General features: G+C 27.4%; 11 protein-coding genes and 1 pseudogene. 8 read left to right on the top strand and 4 right to left on the bottom strand.

Going from position 1 to position 18,278, the window contains the following annotated elements:
- Positions 1–89: 89 nt before the first annotated feature.
- Both ACI389_RS06660 and ACI389_RS06655 read right to left on the bottom strand, forming a co-directional pair.
- Complete coding sequence (locus ACI389_RS06660; protein ID WP_439780755.1) at positions 90–230, bottom strand: hypothetical protein; 141 nt, start codon at positions 228–230, stop codon at positions 90–92.
- 744 nt (positions 231–974) lie between these two features.
- On the bottom strand, positions 975–1,217 hold the full coding sequence (locus tag ACI389_RS06655) for a hypothetical protein (protein WP_439780754.1): 243 nt from the start codon (positions 1,215–1,217) through the stop codon (positions 975–977).
- Positions 1,218–1,427: 210 nt separating this feature from the next.
- Between ACI389_RS06655 and ACI389_RS06650 the strand changes: the two genes are divergently transcribed.
- A complete protein-coding gene (locus ACI389_RS06650) occupies positions 1,428–2,147 on the top strand; it encodes a carboxymuconolactone decarboxylase family protein (protein WP_439780753.1) in 720 nt (239 codons plus the stop codon).
- 128 nt (positions 2,148–2,275) lie between these two features.
- Here the strand turns inward: ACI389_RS06650 and ACI389_RS06645 are convergent.
- Positions 2,276–2,464 (bottom strand): annotated as a pseudogene (locus ACI389_RS06645) (pyridoxamine 5'-phosphate oxidase family protein); the annotation flags it as partial.
- A 376-nt stretch (positions 2,465–2,840) separates the two neighbouring features.
- On the opposite strand from ACI389_RS06645, the gene ACI389_RS06640 reads away from it, so the two are divergent.
- From ACI389_RS06640 to ACI389_RS06620, 5 genes are all read left to right on the top strand, one after another.
- Positions 2,841–3,947, top strand: a complete 1,107-nt coding sequence (locus ACI389_RS06640; protein WP_439780774.1) for an ABC transporter substrate-binding protein — start codon at positions 2,841–2,843, stop codon at positions 3,945–3,947.
- A 9-nt stretch (positions 3,948–3,956) separates the two neighbouring features.
- Positions 3,957–4,970, top strand: a complete 1,014-nt coding sequence (locus ACI389_RS06635) for a FecCD family ABC transporter permease (protein WP_439780752.1) — start codon at positions 3,957–3,959, stop codon at positions 4,968–4,970.
- The gene (locus tag ACI389_RS06630) at positions 4,961–5,764 is read left to right on the top strand and encodes an ABC transporter ATP-binding protein (RefSeq protein WP_439780751.1); all 804 of its coding nucleotides are present in this window, start codon (positions 4,961–4,963) and stop codon (positions 5,762–5,764) included. The genes ACI389_RS06635 and ACI389_RS06630 overlap by 10 nt, the downstream gene beginning before the upstream one ends.
- 9 nt (positions 5,765–5,773) lie before the next feature.
- Positions 5,774–6,343, top strand: coding sequence for an FmdE family protein (locus tag ACI389_RS06625; RefSeq protein WP_439780750.1), 570 nt, complete (start codon positions 5,774–5,776; stop codon positions 6,341–6,343).
- Positions 6,344–6,587: 244 nt separating this feature from the next.
- Positions 6,588–8,684 (top strand): right-handed parallel beta-helix repeat-containing protein, encoded by a 2,097-nt coding sequence (locus tag ACI389_RS06620; protein ID WP_439780749.1) that lies wholly within the window; start codon positions 6,588–6,590, stop codon positions 8,682–8,684.
- A 63-nt stretch (positions 8,685–8,747) separates the two neighbouring features.
- Here ACI389_RS06620 and ACI389_RS06615 read toward each other — a convergent pair whose 3' ends face one another.
- Positions 8,748–10,358: a hypothetical protein gene (locus ACI389_RS06615; protein ID WP_439780748.1), complete on the bottom strand. Its 1,611-nt coding sequence runs from the start codon at positions 10,356–10,358 to the stop codon at positions 8,748–8,750.
- Positions 10,359–10,749: 391 nt separating this feature from the next.
- Here ACI389_RS06615 and ACI389_RS06610 point away from each other — a divergent pair, with 391 nt between their 5' ends.
- The gene (locus tag ACI389_RS06610; protein ID WP_439780747.1) at positions 10,750–13,614 is read left to right on the top strand and encodes a right-handed parallel beta-helix repeat-containing protein; all 2,865 of its coding nucleotides are present in this window, start codon (positions 10,750–10,752) and stop codon (positions 13,612–13,614) included.
- A 159-nt stretch (positions 13,615–13,773) separates the two neighbouring features.
- Positions 13,774–18,192: an Ig-like domain-containing protein gene (locus tag ACI389_RS06605; protein ID WP_439780746.1), complete on the top strand. Its 4,419-nt coding sequence runs from the start codon at positions 13,774–13,776 to the stop codon at positions 18,190–18,192.
- Positions 18,193–18,278 lie beyond the last annotated feature (86 nt).

Below are 18,278 nucleotides of genomic sequence, written 5' to 3'. Positions count from 1 at the left end.
TAATATTTTTCATAATGTATGGATGATGATTTTTTTAGAAAAAAATTCATGTGAGTATATTGCATTAGTTCTTTTTAATATTAAAATAATTATCTGGAAAGTGCATGACTAATTAAATTTTTGTTTGCAAATAATATTGATTCTTCAATATTATCTCCAGGATAACTCACAATAACAGTATAATTGCTAGCATTTAAACCAGCAAAAACAGCAGTTGATTTACAATTCATTATATTAACGGTTTTTTCTTCACCATTTATTGAATGTTATATTTCCAGTTGTGTTGTTTGGATTTATAATGACTTCTACTGTTAAGTTTTCACCATAAGTAATATTATGGTGATTGAATCAATGTCTTTTTTTAACTAATAAAGTGCCAGTTTTAATATTGGTAATTTCTGGTCTGATTTCGCTATTAGTTATATTAACAATTTCTTTACCATTAGTAAAATCAACATTATATTTTTCATAAATATATGTTCCATTGTTTAAACTAGTAGCTTTGTATTCGTGGTTGTTTATAGCATATGTTAAGTTATATTCAGATATTAATTACTCTTCAATCAACACTACATCAGTTAAAGTACATTTTCTCCGTTTTTAACTATCTTGGTTTCATTATCTAAAATTACAACAATAGTGGAAGAATTAATTATGACTCCTTCTACATGTATTGGTGCAATGTTTGTTTGATTTATAACATAAGTATTATCTTTAATTCTAGCAGTATCATTAGAATTAGTACGGAAGTAAAATGTTGATCCAGCTATTTTTGCAGTGTTATTTATGAATTTTGAAAAAGTAATCTCAATTCCATCTTTAACATTCCAATAAACAGCACCTGCAGTATCTACATAGTTATTGGTGAAAATAGAATTAGTTATAGTTCCATTAGCACCGCCGTCCCAGTATATAGCACCACCATTATTCTTTGCAGTGTTATTGGGAATGTATAGTTAGTTATAATTCCATTATCACCATTTCAAGTGATAAAAGTACTGTTGCGATTTTCCTTGTATTAATATATTCTTGAGAACAATATTATTGCCATTCATTATAATTTCTAGCACATGACCTGCAATATTAATGCTATGGTTTGCACCATCAATAGTAATATTGTTATTAGAAATGTTCTCAATTTGTAAATCAACAGATTCCAAATACCCTCCATCAATAGTAACATTGTCATTAGATGGAAATGATAACACTTTGTCCATCAGTAGTAGAATATTCATAATCTTTATTTAGTATTAGTGCCTGTTTTATTTTCAAGATCATTTTTTTTTTAAATCTGTTAATGATCTTGTATTTGCAAGAGGATTTAGGTTATTGTTTAGTAAAATAAAAAAGATAATATTCATAGGCAACAGATATTCTTTTTTTAAAATGAGAACATCTTTTTATATTTTCTTTTAAATAGTATGTTTATGAAAGAATTATTTGAGTATTTTACTAAATTTGAAAAAAATGATCCTGAATTTTATGAGTTATTTAAAAACTTTGCATATGGGGAAGTGTTTGAATATTCCTCTTTAAATGAAAAAGATTCTATTTTAGTGATATTAGCTTGTTTAATTGCATGTCAATCACCTAAAGCATTTAAAAAGATTTTAAAAAGTGCTTTGGATTTAGATATTACTCCAGTTGAAGTAAAAGAATTAGTTTACCAAACAGTACCTTATGTTGGTTTTGGAAGAGCACATAACTTTTTTGGTGTTGTAACAAAAGTATTTGATAAGAAAGGTATTGAGTATCCTCTTGAAGGTCAGTCCACAACTAATCCTCAAAATAGATATGAAAAAGGTCGTGAAATCCAAGAAAATTTCTTTGGAAGTAATGTAATTCAAGAAATGAATGATTCAGCACCTGAGGGTCAAAAACACTTTAATAAATTTTTAGAAGGTTTCTGTTTTGGTGATTTTTATACAAGAAATGGTTTAAATGATAAACAAAGAGAATTAATTACTTTTGTTCTACTTGCTTCTTTAGGTGGTTGTGAAAATCAACTTAAAGGTCATATTAATGGTAATTTAAATGTAGGTAATGATAAGGAAAAATTAGTTTCAACTTTAACTGTAATAATGCCTTATATTGGTTTTCCAAGAACATTGAATGCATTTAGTTGTATTAATGAAATATGTGATTAAGGGAATTTTAATCCCTTAATATTTAAATTCATAGGATTCTTCAACAGCAAACATATTTCTAAATTCAGCTGTTGCATCATCAAGATAAAATACGCCCATTTCCCAGCCATTTGATTTGTATGCTTCAGCTATTTCAGCATAAGTTCAAATGCTTTTTTAACAACTTCTTCGTTTTTATCTAGATTTGCAGTTCCATAATATCTTAAAAAGTGTTCTCCATCCCATGCAGCTATTTCTACATTTTGATTTGCTTCTAATTGTTTGTAAACTTCTTTGAATGTTCCAACTCCAAAGTAAATTTTTTCTTCATGTAATAAATGAAAACCTAAGGGTCTTACTTTTGGTTTATTTCCATCTACGGTTGCAAGATAAAATACTTATGCTTTTGATAAGAATTTATCTACTTTTTTGATATTTGACATTTTATATACCTCATTTTTATATGTAACATATGTTATATTTAAAATGTTTTGTATTGCCTTTATTAATTAAAATAATAACGTTAAATTTCTTTAATTTACTTTAAAAAATACTTTTTGATTTTTAAAAGTTTATTAATTGATTTATAGTTATCTAAATTATAATTTTAAATTAAATATCTAATTATTTTATTTTTAAAATTTTTTAGAAAAGCTATTTTAATAACTTAATGAAAATATATTAACATCGAATAATTTTGATGGGGGTTTTACAATAGAAAAAAAGATTAAAGCAATACTTTTAATACTAGTTATTTTAATAGTATTGGCTGTTGCCACTCATTTGTTTTTCACTCCTTCTAGTGTGGATACAGAAGGCTCTAAAAACATAACTGATATGATAAATAGGACTGTTGAAGTTCCAAACGGAATTAATAATATTATAGCTACTTCTCCACCAATGACTACTGTATTGTATATGATTGCACCAGAAAAACTAAAAGCAGTAAATTTTCAATGGACGGATGATGAACTGAAATATGTGCCATCAGAGTATGCTAATTTACCTGTTGTTGGTGGTTGGTATGGTACACAAGATGGAAGTTATGAAGAATTTATAGCTGCTGAACCTGATGTTGTAATAGAATCTATTGATGAAGGTGGAGATGGAGATTTATCTACTGTTCAGGAACGTCAGGATAAATTTGGTACACTTCCTGTCATTGCTGTTAAAGATACTACTAATATCGAAAAGGTAGGAGATTCTATCTTATTCATGGGTAAGGTTATAGGTGCAGAGGACAAAGCTAACCAACTTAATGACTTCAATAATAAATATCTAGATATGGTACATGAAAAGTCAGCTAAGCTATCTGATAGTGATAAGAAAACTGTTTATTATGCAGCGGGTAGTGATGGTTTACAAACATATCCATCAGGTGCATCTCATGGTCAACTAATTGATTTAGTAGGTGGAAAGAATGTTGCAGATTCATTAAGTCAAGGTAACACTACTTCAGGTGTTCAAGTATCTCTTGAGCAGGTAATTAAATGGGATCCTGATGTTATTATTACTAATGATGTGAATTTCTATAATAAAGTGTATAATGATTCTAATTGGGCTCATTTAAAAGCAGTTCAAAATAAGGAAGTTTATGTATCTCCACAATCTCCATTTAAATGGTTTGACAAGCCTGTTGGTGCTAATATGATTATTGGTGTTCCATGGACTGCTAAAGTAATATATTCTGATGATTATAAAGAAATCAATATGGTAGATACAACTAAGGAATTTTATAGTAATTTCTATCATTTCGATTTAGATGACAATCAAGCTAAGGAGATTTTGCTTGGTTCAGGACTTAAAGAATCAAATTTATAAGGTAATATTATGGATAATGATTCAAAGGAGATTATTAGTATTTTTCTTTTAATCTTCCTTCCTATTATTTTATTTTTTAGCTCATTTCTATTAGGTAGGTATCCTATTAGTCCAATAGATGTGATTAATACAATATTATGCCCAATATTCCCACAACTTGAAGTTTCACCAACAATAACTACTATTGTTTTTGAAATTAGGCTTCCAAGGATTATTGCAGCTATTGTAGTTGGAGCAGCACTTGCTATGGCTGGAGCTGCATTTCAAAGCATTTTCAAAAACCCACTTGTGTCTCCAGATTTGCTTGGTGTATCTAATGGTGCAGGTTTTGGAGCAGCATTAGCAATTTTGATGAGTGGTTCAGGATTTGTAATCCAAGTATTCGCGTTTATTTTTGGAATTATTTCAGTTTCAGTTACTTATCTGATTTCAAGAGCGTATAAATCTGGAGGAATTTTAATACTGGTTTTGTCTGGTGTTGCAATATCTGCATTTTTCAATGCATTGATTTCCGGCATTAAGTTTATAGCAGATCCTGATGATAAATTACCTGAAATTGTTTACTGGTTGATGGGTAGTTTAGCTTCTGTTACAATGGATCAATTAATAATGATTGCTATTCCAATAATTATAGGTATTATAATTCTTCTAGCTTTAAGGTGGCATATGAATTTACTTGCAATGGGTGATGAGGAAGCACAATCTTTAGGATTAAATCCAACAAGAACTAGGATATTAATTATTGCAGGATGTACTTTGTTAACTTCTGCTGCAGTTTCTATAAGTGGAATTATTGGTTGGATTGGACTTGTTATTCCACACATGGCTCGTATGATTGTTGGTCCAAATAACAAAATATTAATTCCTGCTTCATTAAGCTTCGGTGCAAGCTTCTTATTATTAATTGATAATATTTCAAGAGCTTTAATTTCAATTGAAATTCCAATTGGTATATTAACAGCTATTATTGGAGTTCCTATATTCTTATACTTACTTAAAAGAGGGTATTCTGAATGGGCGTAAATAATAACATTTATGAAGTTAAAAATATTTCATTTTCTTATGATGAACGTGAAATATTTGCAGATATTAGCTTTTCAATTGAAAAGGGAGATGTATTGTGTATTTTAGGTCCTAATGGAACTGGAAAAACTACATTGATAAAATGCTTAAATGGATTGCATGATATTGATTCAGGTGAGATTTTAATTAATGGAAAAAACATCAAAAAACTATCTTTTAAGGAAATATCCAAAAATATAGGATATATTCCTCAAAATCATGCTCCATCATTTCCATTTAAAGTAATTGATGTTGTACTTATGGGAAGAGCACCCTATTTGAATTTGACAGATTCTCCTAGGAAAAAAGATATGGAAATCGCATTAAACTCTTTAAAGACTTTAGGAATTGAAAATCTTAAAGACAAGGAATACACCAATTTAAGTGGTGGGGAAATGCAGTTAGTATTTTTAGCAAGAATACTGTGCCAACAGCCAGATATTTTAATATTGGATGAGCCGACTTCTCATTTGGATTTTGGAAATCAAATTAAACTTTTAGAAATTATTGATAATTTAGCTGAATCAGGCCTTTCAATTATTATGTCATCACATTTTCCAGATCATACTTTTTTAAGCTCAAATAAAGTAGCTATTATGAAAGATGGTGGATTTATTGACTATGGTAAGCCTAACGATGTTGTAACTGAAGAAAATTTGAAAAAAGCATATTCTATTGATGTAAAATTAATAGAATTGGGAAATAAGAGAAAAGTTTGTGTTCCTTTAAAAACAAACTTTAAATTAGATTTATAAGGTGATTAAATGAATGAACAAGATTATGATGAACAATTAGCAAAAGCAGCAGAATTCCATGGACATATATGTGGTGGAATAGCTATAGGGACTAAATTAGCAATGTATGGACTTGAATTGCTTGGAATGGAATTAAATCAAAGACATAAAAATTTAATTGTGTTTTTAGAAATTGATAGATGCATGTCTGATGCTGTTCAGTCTGTTACTGGTTGTTCTATGGGTAAAAGAACTCTTAAGCAGATGTATTATGGTAAATTTGCAGCTACTTTTTATAATCAAGATACTGGAGAAGCTTTAAGAGTTACTGATGCTGATGCAAATAAAAAATTCAAAGATGAGGAAACAAAAGAAGAAATGATTGCTCGTTTTAGGAGAACTCCTCCTGAAGAGTTATTTAAAGTAGATAAGGTAAAAATAGAATTAGGTCCAGGAGACATGCCAGGTAAGCCTTATACAACAACATTCTGCTCTGTTTGTGGTGAAAAAGTATCTGATGGTCGTCATGTACTTAGGGGTGGAAAGCCTGTGTGTAAGTCATGTGCTGAAGGATCATATTATGAATTAATTGAAGGTTAATTTATAACATTATACTATTTTTTCTTTAAAATTTTTTATTTTTTTATTTTAATTACTTATATTTTTTATATTCTTATTTAAATTAATATTAGCTTTTATTTAATTAATTTAATCTAAATTAAATATTTAATCAATTATTTAATAAGTTATTTCGATATGTTTATATATTCATGTTGGCAATATTAAATTATGGTAAGGATCTATAAGGATTTTTATTATGTAATTATGAGTAAGGAGGTGAAATATGCGGAAATGTTTTGTGATTATATTGATTCTATGTTTATTATTTTCATTGAACATTTGTTTCGCTCAGGAAATCGGTAATTCAACAGATAATGAAGTTGATTGTTTGGAAAAAGTTGAAAATCCAATAAACAATGATTTTCACTCTTTAAAAAAGGTTGATAATGTTAATTTGAAGAGTACTCCAGATAAACTTAGCACACATATTGATGTGGTAAGCAATACTACATTTGATGCTAAAGGAGATTATTTTGAAGTTAAATTATCAGATGAGAATAATAAATCAATTTCAAATGCTAAATTGAAATTTATAGTCAATGGAGTGAGTTATGATAAAACCACTAATTCACATGGTATAGCTTCACTTCAAATTAATTTGATCGATGGTTCATACAAAATCATTTCTAAATTCCAAGGAGACTCTAATTATAAAGCATCGTCAAAATCAACAACAATTACTGTTAATAACACTCGTGTTGTGGATAGTGGATTAAGCAATGATGAAATCCAAAATATTATTGATAATGCTAAAAATGGCAATGTGATTTTATTTAAAGGAAACAGTTATTCAGATATTAATTTAATAATTAATAAACGCCTTACATTAATTTCTAATGGTAATACATTATTGAAATCAAGTTCATCTGCTCCAGTTATTACAATTAAAGGAAAAAATGCTTCCTATTCAATTGTTAAAGGGTTTAAAATTCAAGGAGCAGGGGATGGTATTTCAGTAAGTGGCTCTAATTATGTAAGAATATTAAATAATCAAATTACTAGTGGTGGAATAGGGATTAGTGCATCTGATGTTAAATATATCAATATTACAAAGAATAATATTGTTAAAAACGGTAAATGTGGAATTGCTCTTTATTCAACTGAAAAATCTTACATAATCGGTAATGTAATTAGCAATAATAATGGAAATGGTATTGTATTGACAAAATCTGATACTACATATATTGATAGTAACACTATTTCAAACAACGCTCGTAATGGTATTTTATTAACCAATAAATTTGAGGGTAATTCTTATAAAACAGGTCCTGAGAATGTTTATATTACTAAAAATACTATTAACAATAATAAATGGGATGGTATTTCTGTAAATAATGCAGAAGATAATATTAACATTAAAGGAAATACAATTTCTGGTAATGATGATAGTGGTGTATCTCTTAATGTTGTAGGTTCATACAAAATTCAATCTAATGTTATAACTAAAGGTTATAATGGTGTTAGATTCGATGAGGATCATGTTCAAAAGAAAAACCAAGAAATATCTTATAATGCGATTTATGAAAATGCTCATGTACAAATTGAAGCCCAAGATTATAGGGGTGTTAAGCCTTTATCTGTAGGGGATAATTGGTATACTGACGATGGATTATTATGTCCTAAAATCAATACACATAATTTAAAATTCACTGTAACTCAAATCGGAAAAAATCAATTCCAAGCATCCTTTGTTGATTCCAATGGGAAAATTGCAAGTTTGCTTCCTGATAGAGAGTTGAAGTATAGGACTAATGATGGTAAAATCGCAACCATTACAATAAAAGGTGGAATTGGAACATTCACTGTTGATGCTGTTGATGCAGATATTATCAAAGCCACTGTAGACAGAACAAGTAGAAAAAATATTTATGATTCAAATACTCCTGCTAAAAAACCACAAAATGGTCAAACTCCAACATATGATTATCCTAGCATAGATTATGGTGAAGGACAAGGCAATGGAAATGGTAATGGTCAAGGTACTGGAAGTGGTCAAGGTGGACAAGGTAATGGAACACAATCTAGTGACAATACTGGAAATAGTTCAAGTAGTCAAAATATAGGATCAAACAGTAATCCTGCAAATCAAGCAAATGATGTATCTCAAAATTATGATACTTCACAAAGTGTATCTCAAGCTGGTGCATCTGTAAGTAGTGGCGGAGCAAATCTAGACTCACAATCCGTTGTAAAACAAATTGTAATTGAAGATGATGAATTTTTTAAAGTTAAAGGTCTTGCAATAATCATCTTGATAATATTATTAACATTAGGTTTATATTATCGTGAGGATATTAAAGAGATGAAATCTAAACTTTAAATCATCTATTTCTTTTTTTTAATATTTATCTAAAAATAAAAAAAGTAGATAAATAGCAAATAACTATTTATCCTTTGAATTTTCTTTTTTATACCCTATAACTAAGGTTATTAACACAATTATCAAACAAATAATAATGTATAACCAGTGGGGAGATTGAGATTTTGAAACATTTTGTGTTTTGTTTAATTCGTATGCATCTTTATTGTCTCCAACAGGTGATGTTGAATTAAAAGATATTAAATTATTCTTGGGTTGGACATTATTCTCATTATTATTAGTTGCATTAGGTAGCACTATTTTAGAATCATTTAAGCTATTTATTATATCATTTGAATCTGTAAATTCAAATTCATTGTTATGATTTGTTTTATTGGTATTATTGATTTTATCGTGATTTGCTTTTGATTCAGCTTGTTTTTTAATATTTTCCAAATAGTCTTCTGGGAAGTAATCTTTAATTAAATCGTGATATTTATTTAATGCATTGAAATTCAATGTGTTTAATAAATTAGAGTTATCAGCAGTTGTTTTTACTTTAATCCTTTCAGTAACATTATTTGGGTCATTTATTTTAAAATCATTAGGATTTTCACTGCCCCAATCATTATTGTTAAAGTTAGGATATAAATTTTCTGCATGTCTCCAGTATATAAAGATTTCTTGTCCTTTAGGTGAAGAATTATTGGTAATGAGGTTATTGTTGACATTTATATATGTTTTAGCTTCATACATTGGTTCTTGTATGTAAAAAGAACCTCCAGTTTTTCCTCCATTGTTGTTTACAATTATCGAATTTTGAAGATCCAAATTACCAGAAACCATTATAGCTCCTCCATTTGTTCCAGCAGTATTATTCATAAATATGCATCTATTGATTTTGGAGGTACCTGACCAACTGTAGTATGCTCCTCCCCATTCATCAGCATGATTATACATAAAAATACAATCTTCTACATGACCATATCCATAGACACTAACTCTTATAGCTCCACCATCTCTAACAGCAGTATTATTTATAAATATGCAGTTATACATGTCAGAATCAGCATAACATGTTGTTACAGCACCTCCATCATGGTCTGCATGATTATTTAAGAACAATGAGTTATTTACAAATAAATATCCACGATGTGTAGCATTCCCATAGTTTGATATAGCTCCTGCATTAGTATCATTGAGTGCAGTATTGTTAATAAATCTGCAGTTATCTACATAAACATTACCAGTATTGATTGATATTGCACCACCAAAATTGTAGGATAATCCATTAATAAATGTTATATTTCTAAATATTACATGTGTTGTTGGATTATTGATTAAAAAAATACTGGACTGTTTGTTTCCATCGATGATAATGTCACTTGGATTTCCTTTCCCTTGAATTGTAATATTATTTGTTATGGTGAGGTTGTGAATTTTATAAGTTCCGGGAGATATGGAAATTTCATCACCATTTTTTGCATTAATGATCTTATTTTCTAAATCTGATGAATAATCGTTTAACTGATTATTTAAATTAATAGTATTATTTTTTTCGTAGTTTAGAGAAGTTTCATCTGTTAAATTGTCTGGTGCTGCACTTACAGATGTAACTGTCATTAAAACAATTAGAAAAATAAAAATTGGAATCATCTTTTTTAGCTTAATTTTTTCACCTCCTTTAAATTTCATATATGATATTTTATTATTCAATATATAATAATATTTATATCGATTATATGAGAATATACATTTGAATTAATATACTTGAATTAAACATTTATAATTACTTAATAATCTTATTAGTTTAATATAATTGATAAAATAAATATTTTTAACTTTAAATTTAGTTTAGTTTATTTAATAATATTCATAAACGATAATATTTATATTACATATCGAAATAAATAGTAATATACTACATTTGAATAAAAATAGTAAAATAACGTTATTTATGATGTTTAGTATGTTTTGAATAATTTAATTTATATATTTTTTAAATTAAGTTGTTTGGGGTGGTAAAATAAATAAACTAAAATTTAAAGCATTTTTATCATTGTTATTAATTTTTTCAATATTTTTAATGGGTGTTACTTATGCTGAAGATAGTAATGAAACAGGAAATATTGCTAATGATGATTTTGAGTCTATTCAAGATTTAATTGATAATGCAAATGATGGTGATTCAATATATTTAGAAAATAAGACTTATCAGGGTAATGGATCTCCGATAACAGTTAGTAAATCTATTAATATTTATGGTGTTGATTCTTCTAAGACTATTTTAAATGCGAACAATAAATCAAGTATTTTTTTAATATCTAAGGGCGTTAATGTTAATTTTAAAGGAATAAATCTTATTAATGGTTATAATTTAACTGAAGGTGGAGCAATTTATAATTTAGGTACTTTAAATATTGTCAATTCTAAAATTTCTAATAATTATGCAGAAAGTGGAGCTATACGTAATGATGCTAGTGGTAGATTAACTATTTCCAATTCTCTATTTGATAAAAATACAGGGAGTTTTGGTGCTGCTATTGATAATTATGTGGGATATTTAAAGATTGTAAATACTACATTCAGTAATAATGACTGTCTTGAAGGAGGAGCAATTTATAATAGATTTGGTGAATTTTTAGTATATGAGTGTACTTTCATTAATAACTCTGCTGCTCGTGGAGGTGGAGTTTATAATAATCGTGGTGGCATGTTTATTTATAATTCTAAGTTCATAGCAAATACTGTTTCTGATTTAGGAGGTGGAATTAAAAGTTGGGGTTCATGTGAAGTGTATAACTCAACAATATTGAACAATACTGCAGCAAGACAAGGTGGGGGAATTTATATATCTGAATTTACATTAATTGCTGAAAATTGTTTGATTGAAAATAATTTTGCGAATAATGGTGGTGGAATTGCTGTTGAAGCGAAAGCTAGTGCTAAAATAAAAAATGTAACTATTAGAAATAACTCTGCTAATCGTGGTGGAGGTATTGATATAAATATGGGATCTATAGATTTACAAGACTCAATTGTAAGTGATAATGTTGCAAAAAAAGGTGCTGGTGGAATCTACTTTGGATTATTATCATCAACAGTAAAAAACACAATTATAAGCAATAATGTTGCAACATCTGGTGGTGCTTGTTACATTAATGGATTTAGAGGTGTTGTTGTAAATTTTACTAATGTGAATATTATTAATAATTCTGCTTCTAAAGGAGGAGCAATATATAATACTGGAACAGTAAATCTCAGAAATAGTATTTTAAACTCAAATAAAGCTAGTGATAATGGTGGTGCTATTTATAATGAACTTAATTTAACAGTCAAAGATTCGGAAATTTCTAAAAACAGTGCTATGGCTTGGGGAGGAGCTATTTATAATAAATTGAACTCTATTTTAGAATGTGTTATCTTAAGAGATAATGAAGCTAAACATTTTGGTGGAGCTATTTATAATGAAAAAATAGTTGATGTTAAAAATTCATTATTTGAATCAAATAATGCAATGCAGGCAGGAGCAATTTATTCCACTAATGATTTAATGATTGATAATTCTCAATTTATTAAAAATTATGTTTCCAAGAACTCTGGTGTGTTAATGCTTAAAAAAGGTAATGTTACTATTACAAATTCTTTATTTAAGCTCAACACCAATGCTGATGAAGGAGGATGTATTTTTAATAATGCAAATCTCTTAATTGATAATTCTCAGTTCATTTCAAATGATGCAAAAAGTTATGGTGCAGCTATTGATAACTCTGGTAATTTAACTATTCTAAATTCTTTATTTGATAAAAATAAAGCATATGGTGCTGCTGCTATTGATAATGCAGGCAATTTAATTATAATTAAGTCTAACTTTACCAATAATGTGGCAACTAATAATGGTGGAGCTATTGATAGTAATGGAAAAATGATTATTATTGGTTCAATCTTTAAGAATAATGTCGCTGGAAATGAAGGTGGAGCATTAATAATTAGAGGAAATACTACTTTAACACATTCTATTATTTGTAATAATTTTGATAAAACTGGTTGTGCGATTTTCAATAAAGGTGTTGAAAATGTATCTCTTTCAAGCAATTGGTGGGGCAGCAATAATCCTGATTTTAAAAAATTATTGAATGTTAATACTTCTGATGATTTTAATTGGATTATAATGAATTTTAAAAGTAATAATAAGTTAGTTCAATATAAAAATTCTATTTTGTGTATTAATTTTGATAATGTTAAAAATAAAATGGGTAAAATTTTTAAAATCGATTCTCCTGAATTATTACCTATTTTCAAGGTAACATTATCTAGTTATGGTAATGTTAATGTGGTTGGTGGAGTTAAATCAATTAGTAAAAATATTCCATTAATAACATCAATTTCAGCTAAAACAGATAATCAAAATATTGTTTTAAAAATTAATCCAACAAATAAAAGAATAATTGAAAATAAGAATGTCGTCGTCGATTATAATGGTAAAGTCACATATAAAGTTCGTGTTGTTGGAGTTAATGGAAAAATTGTTGGAAAAAATGTAGCTATTGTTATGAAAATTGCTGGTAAAAAATACATAGTCAAAACAAATAAATATGGTTGGGCATCAAAATCATTTAGTTTGACTCCAGGTAAATATACAATTACTACAACCTATAAAGGATTTAGCACTAAAAACACAATTAATGTTAAAAAAGTATTGTTTGCTAAAAGCATAACCAAGAAAAAATCTAAAAATATTAAGTATTCTGCTTTATTAAAAACAAGTAAAGGAAAACCTATTGTGGCTAAAAAAGTTACTTTTAAAATCAAAGGTAAAACTTATACTGCTAAAACAAATAAGAAAGGAATAGTTACTGTTAATTTCAAGAATTTAAAAGTTGGTAAATATTCAGTTACTGTCAATTATTTAAATTCAAAGATTAAAACAACTTTAAAAGTAAAATATTAAAAAAGTGAGATTTTTACTCACTTTTTTTAATTCAATATGAATATTTTTTCAAATCTATTTTTAAAAATTTGATTTTATTACTTTTTTTTTGAAATAAATCAAATATATTAAATATCTCGATAAGCATATTATTATATATTGATATTGATGGTAGAAATTATGAAGATTAATAAAATTTTGATATTATTGTCTTTTATATTAGTTGTACTGCTATGTATTAGTTCAGTTTCAGCTTCTGAAGAGGGCAATAATTTAACAAGTGATTCACCAAGTCTGGAAAGTAGTCTTGATGAAATCGATTCAAGTCAAAATGTAAAATTGAATGTAAGTAGGTCAAGTGTTAGTAACGCTCCTAGCTCATCAAATACAATAGTTGTTGAAGAAGTTGAAAAAGATCACAATGAAATGAATGATCCAACAATACAAAAAGCAATTGATAATGCAAAAGCAGGAGATACAATAATTGTCAATGGGACAAGTTATGTTCACTGCCATTTTATCATTAATAAAAAGCTAACAATAATAAGTAATGTTGGAACAACTCTAGAACCATGTGGTAGTAATGCAATATCAGGATATAGAGGTATTTTTTATATTTCTCCTGAAGCTAGTGGAACTGTAATCAGTGGTTTTACTATTAAAAATGATGTTTCTAATAGTGGGGATTATGGAATTCTTGTAAAAGGAGCATCTAATGTTAAAATTGAAAATTGTACATTTTCTAATAGTAGTTTATCTTCTGATGCAATTAGACTGGAAAATGGAAAGGATATTGTCATTGAAAATGTTTCAATATCAAAAGTGAATAATGGTATTAAAATTTCAAATTCTGAAAATGTTAAAGTAATTTCATCTTTATTGGATAATACAAAATATTGTATTAATGTTATTGATTCAAATAAAATCAATATAAATTCTAATAATATTACTAATAATATAATTGCTGGAATTGCAGTATCAGGTTCAAGTAAAAATGTTGTAATTCTTTCTAATAATATGTCTAAAGGAAACATTGCTATTAATTTAACTGTAGCAAATAATGTTTGTATTTTAAGCAATTATATTGGACTTTCTAATAAATATGGTGTTTATACAAATTGTAATATAACAAAAATGGAAATTAAAGGTAATTTCATAGATAGAAATGGTAATTACAATATTTTCAATGATCACCGTGTTAAAAACTTATTTGTAAAAGGTGGTGAGAACAAACAAGTAATCACTAATAATTATATGATTGGTGGTGAAAATTCTGATAGGCCTGTATGGCGTCAAGTTTATGAATATCGTCCTGGAGAAGGTGAGTTTACATATGATCCTGTGAATGATTATTATACTTATGTTGGTGAAAATAATGGGGATTATTATGGTCATCAAAGCGGAACATTTATGGGTTATGTGTTAGTTATTAATCAATTTATTCAATGTCCAAACATATATTTCTCTTATCCTACCAATGGTGTAACTCCATGGACAAAAACTGGAAATTATAATTTATATTTAAGTAATATTACTCAAGTCAAAAAAGGAGTATATTCTATTTCAATTGTTGATGTTAATGGTAATGTAGCTAAAGAAATTAGTTCTGTACCTGTTACTTTTTATTTAATGAAAAAAAATTTAGATATCAATGGTAAGCAAAAAGCTCCTCAAGAAAGCGATATTTTTAAAGTTGTCATGATGAAAAATGGAACTGCAACTGTTAGATTCTATCCAAATGAATTTAATGAGGCAGATAATGTTTTACTTGCAAGTTTCCCAGGTATTGGAAATAATATATATTCTAATATGTATAGGCCATATAAATTGTTTAATATTGATGATAAGTTCATCCCTGGTAATGTAAGTGATACAAAAATAATAATTTCTAATTTAAATACATATCCTTATTCAAATGCAATGTTTAATGCAGTATTAAAAGATGCAGATGGAAATCCTATTGCTAATGAAATAGTGAAATTCACAATCAATGGTAAATCTTATAATGTCAAAACTGATGTTAATGGTGTAGCTAAATTAAAAATAGCTCAATCAAAAGAAGGAAAATACACTATTACTGTTAACTATGTTGGTGATGATGTAGATTATAAATCAAGTAGTGCTAAAGCTATTATCACTGTTAAAAAAGTAGCTACTAAAATATCCTCTTCAAATGTATATATGATTCCAAATATGGCAGAATATTATTCAATTACTTTAAGAGATGCATCAAATCATGGAATATCATCTGCTAAAGTAACTATTAAGGTTAATAAAAAAACATACACAGTAAAAACAGATAAAAATGGTGTTGCAGAACTTAAACTTAAATTTAGTAAACAAGGAACATATTCTGTTGCAGTCAAATTTGCAGGAAGTAGCAAATATAATGCAGTTTCAAAAACAAGTAAAATTGTTGTTAAATATTCTTCTAAAACTGCTAAATTAACAGTTCCTAAAGTTACAATTCTTCCAAAGACATATAAATATTATACTATTTCTCTAAAGAAGGATAATGGTAAAGGAATTGCAAAACAAAAAATAACTATCAAATTAAATGGTAAAACTTATAGTAAAACAACAAATAGTAATGGTAATGTTGTAATTAAAGTTAAATTCTCAAGTCTTAAATCATATAAAGTATCTGCAAGTTATAAAGGAAGTAAAGTTTACAAGAAAGTATCTTCAGTTGGTAAAATTGTAGTTGCCAAATCATCTACCAAGTTTACAGCTCCTAAAATTACTATTCTTCCAAATGAGAAAAAAGTATATACCACAACTTTAAAAACAAGTGCTGGAAAAGCGTTAAGCAAACAAAAGGTTTCCATGACTCTTAATGGTAAGACTTATTCTAAAATAACTAATAGTAAAGGTCAAGCTAGCTTTGATGTGAAATTATCATCTGAAAAGGTTTATCCTGTTGTATTGAAATACTCTGGAAACACATATTATAATGCTGCTAAAGCGACTGGAAGTATAACAGTTTCAAAAATAGCTACTCAGTTAACAAGCTATGATAAAACATTTGCAAATGATTCAAGTAAGAATTTCACTGTAATTCTTAAAGATAAATCAGGTAATGCTTTAAAAAATCAAAAAATTACATTTACTTTTAATAATCAAAGTTTAGTAAAAACAACTGATGAAAAAGGTATTGCTTTTATTAACTTGAATGAGTGTGTAGGATCTTTTAAAATAATTTCAAAATATAGTGGAAATAATCAATACAAATCAGTTTCCAACACTAATTTGATTACAATTTCCAATAAGACAAATGTAGTATTTATTGATGCGAATTTACCAAACTCTGAAATTCAGAATATATTAGATAACTGTGATGATGGAAGTAATGTTGAATTCTTAGGAGATTTATACAAAGATATCTCATTAAATATTAATAAAGCATTAAATATCTATTCTACAGGTAAAACTGTCTTAAATGCTAAATCAAAAAGTCCTGTATTTAAAATTTTAGCATCTAATGTAAATATCTACAATTTATCAATTGTTGGAAATGCTAATGATGGAATTGAAATTATTAATGCTAATAATGTCAAAATATTTGGAAATAACATTTCAAATCTCTTGGATGAATCCAAAATAAAAAGTTATATGGAAAGTACAATTTCACTTCCAAATTACGGAATTAATGTTGTTGGTTCAAAAAATATTGAGATTTCAAACAATTCAATTAATAAGTTCGAAAGTGGAATTTTTGTTTCAAACTCTAATAATATAGCTATTGATTCAAATGTGTTAATGGAAAATAATTATGGAGTTAAATATGGATTTGGAGTTGCAAATTCTAATATTACAAACAATTTCATTAGTGAAAGTATTGGATTATATACCAATTTAGTTCCTGAAGGTCCAAGAGGATATGGGGTATTTTTAAATAATTCTGCAGTAAATGTAACAATTACTAAAAACAACATTTCTTGGAATCATTTAGGTATTTCAATTGATGCAAATTATTCAACTGGTATTTTAATAACTAGTAATTTAATTTCTGATAATGTACTTGAAGGAATTAGATTTAATGAAGGTTATGATTTAGCTCAAAATGCTATTGAGCCAGTAGTGACTGATAATGCAATATATAGGAATGGTAGAGGTCCAAGTATGATGATTTTAGGTGAATTAAGTGCAAACCCTGCTGGAATTTATGGTCCAGGTGCATTTAATGATTCTCTAAAATTAAAAATAGGTCTTAATTGGTATGGTAAAAACCAAATTATTACTTGGGATAATGATACAGGCATTGTTGGTTATGGAACAATGTGTCCAAGAATTAATACAACTGGAATTGCATTTAAAAATATAACTTGTGTGGCTCCGGGCACATATTCTATTACATTTTATAAAAACGATGAAATTGCTTCAAAATTACCAGTATTTAACATGTATGCTACATTAAATGATGATGTTGAAGTTGTCTTTGATGTTGTAAATGGAACGGGTGTATTTAGTTTTGATGCTCAAAAATTCATATCTGGTGAAAATGTAATTAAAGTCTCTTCTGGTTCTTTAAAAGATATGGATAGAATTTTTAAAGTTGAAATGTCTAAAACATTAGAAAGTAGTGAAATTCCAATTTAAGGTATTACTTTTAATACCTTCTTTTTTTTATTTTTGGCTTTGTAGAAATCCTATTTGATTTTTGCAAAAATTTTTTAATAATTCTA

This window comes from Methanobrevibacter sp., from assembly GCF_051877095.1.
In the GTDB taxonomy this organism is placed as follows: Archaea; Methanobacteriota; Methanobacteria; order Methanobacteriales; family Methanobacteriaceae; genus Methanocatella.
The sequence above is the reverse complement of the archived record's forward strand: the minus strand, read 5'-3'. Positions and strand labels throughout refer to the sequence as shown.

What these genes read in the sequence shown, in the direction of transcription:
- ACI389_RS06605 (WP_439780746.1), top strand. Translation starts at nt 13,774, where the DNA reads ATGAAGATTAATAAAATTTTGATATTATTGTCTTTTATATTAGTTGTA.
- ACI389_RS06655 (WP_439780754.1), bottom strand. Translation starts at nt 1,217, where the DNA reads ATGGACAAAGTGTTATCATTTCCATCTAATGACAATGTTACTATTGAT.
- ACI389_RS06635 (WP_439780752.1), top strand. Translation starts at nt 3,957, where the DNA reads ATGGATAATGATTCAAAGGAGATTATTAGTATTTTTCTTTTAATCTTC.
- ACI389_RS06610 (WP_439780747.1), top strand. Translation starts at nt 10,750, where the DNA reads ATGGGTGTTACTTATGCTGAAGATAGTAATGAAACAGGAAATATTGCT.
- ACI389_RS06660 (WP_439780755.1), bottom strand. Translation starts at nt 230, where the DNA reads ATGAATTGTAAATCAACTGCTGTTTTTGCTGGTTTAAATGCTAGCAAT.
- ACI389_RS06615 (WP_439780748.1), bottom strand. Translation starts at nt 10,358, where the DNA reads ATGAAATTTAAAGGAGGTGAAAAAATTAAGCTAAAAAAGATGATTCCA.
- ACI389_RS06650 (WP_439780753.1), top strand. Translation starts at nt 1,428, where the DNA reads ATGAAAGAATTATTTGAGTATTTTACTAAATTTGAAAAAAATGATCCT.
- ACI389_RS06630 (WP_439780751.1), top strand. Translation starts at nt 4,961, where the DNA reads ATGGGCGTAAATAATAACATTTATGAAGTTAAAAATATTTCATTTTCT.
- ACI389_RS06620 (WP_439780749.1), top strand. Translation starts at nt 6,588, where the DNA reads ATGCGGAAATGTTTTGTGATTATATTGATTCTATGTTTATTATTTTCA.
- ACI389_RS06625 (WP_439780750.1), top strand. Translation starts at nt 5,774, where the DNA reads ATGAATGAACAAGATTATGATGAACAATTAGCAAAAGCAGCAGAATTC.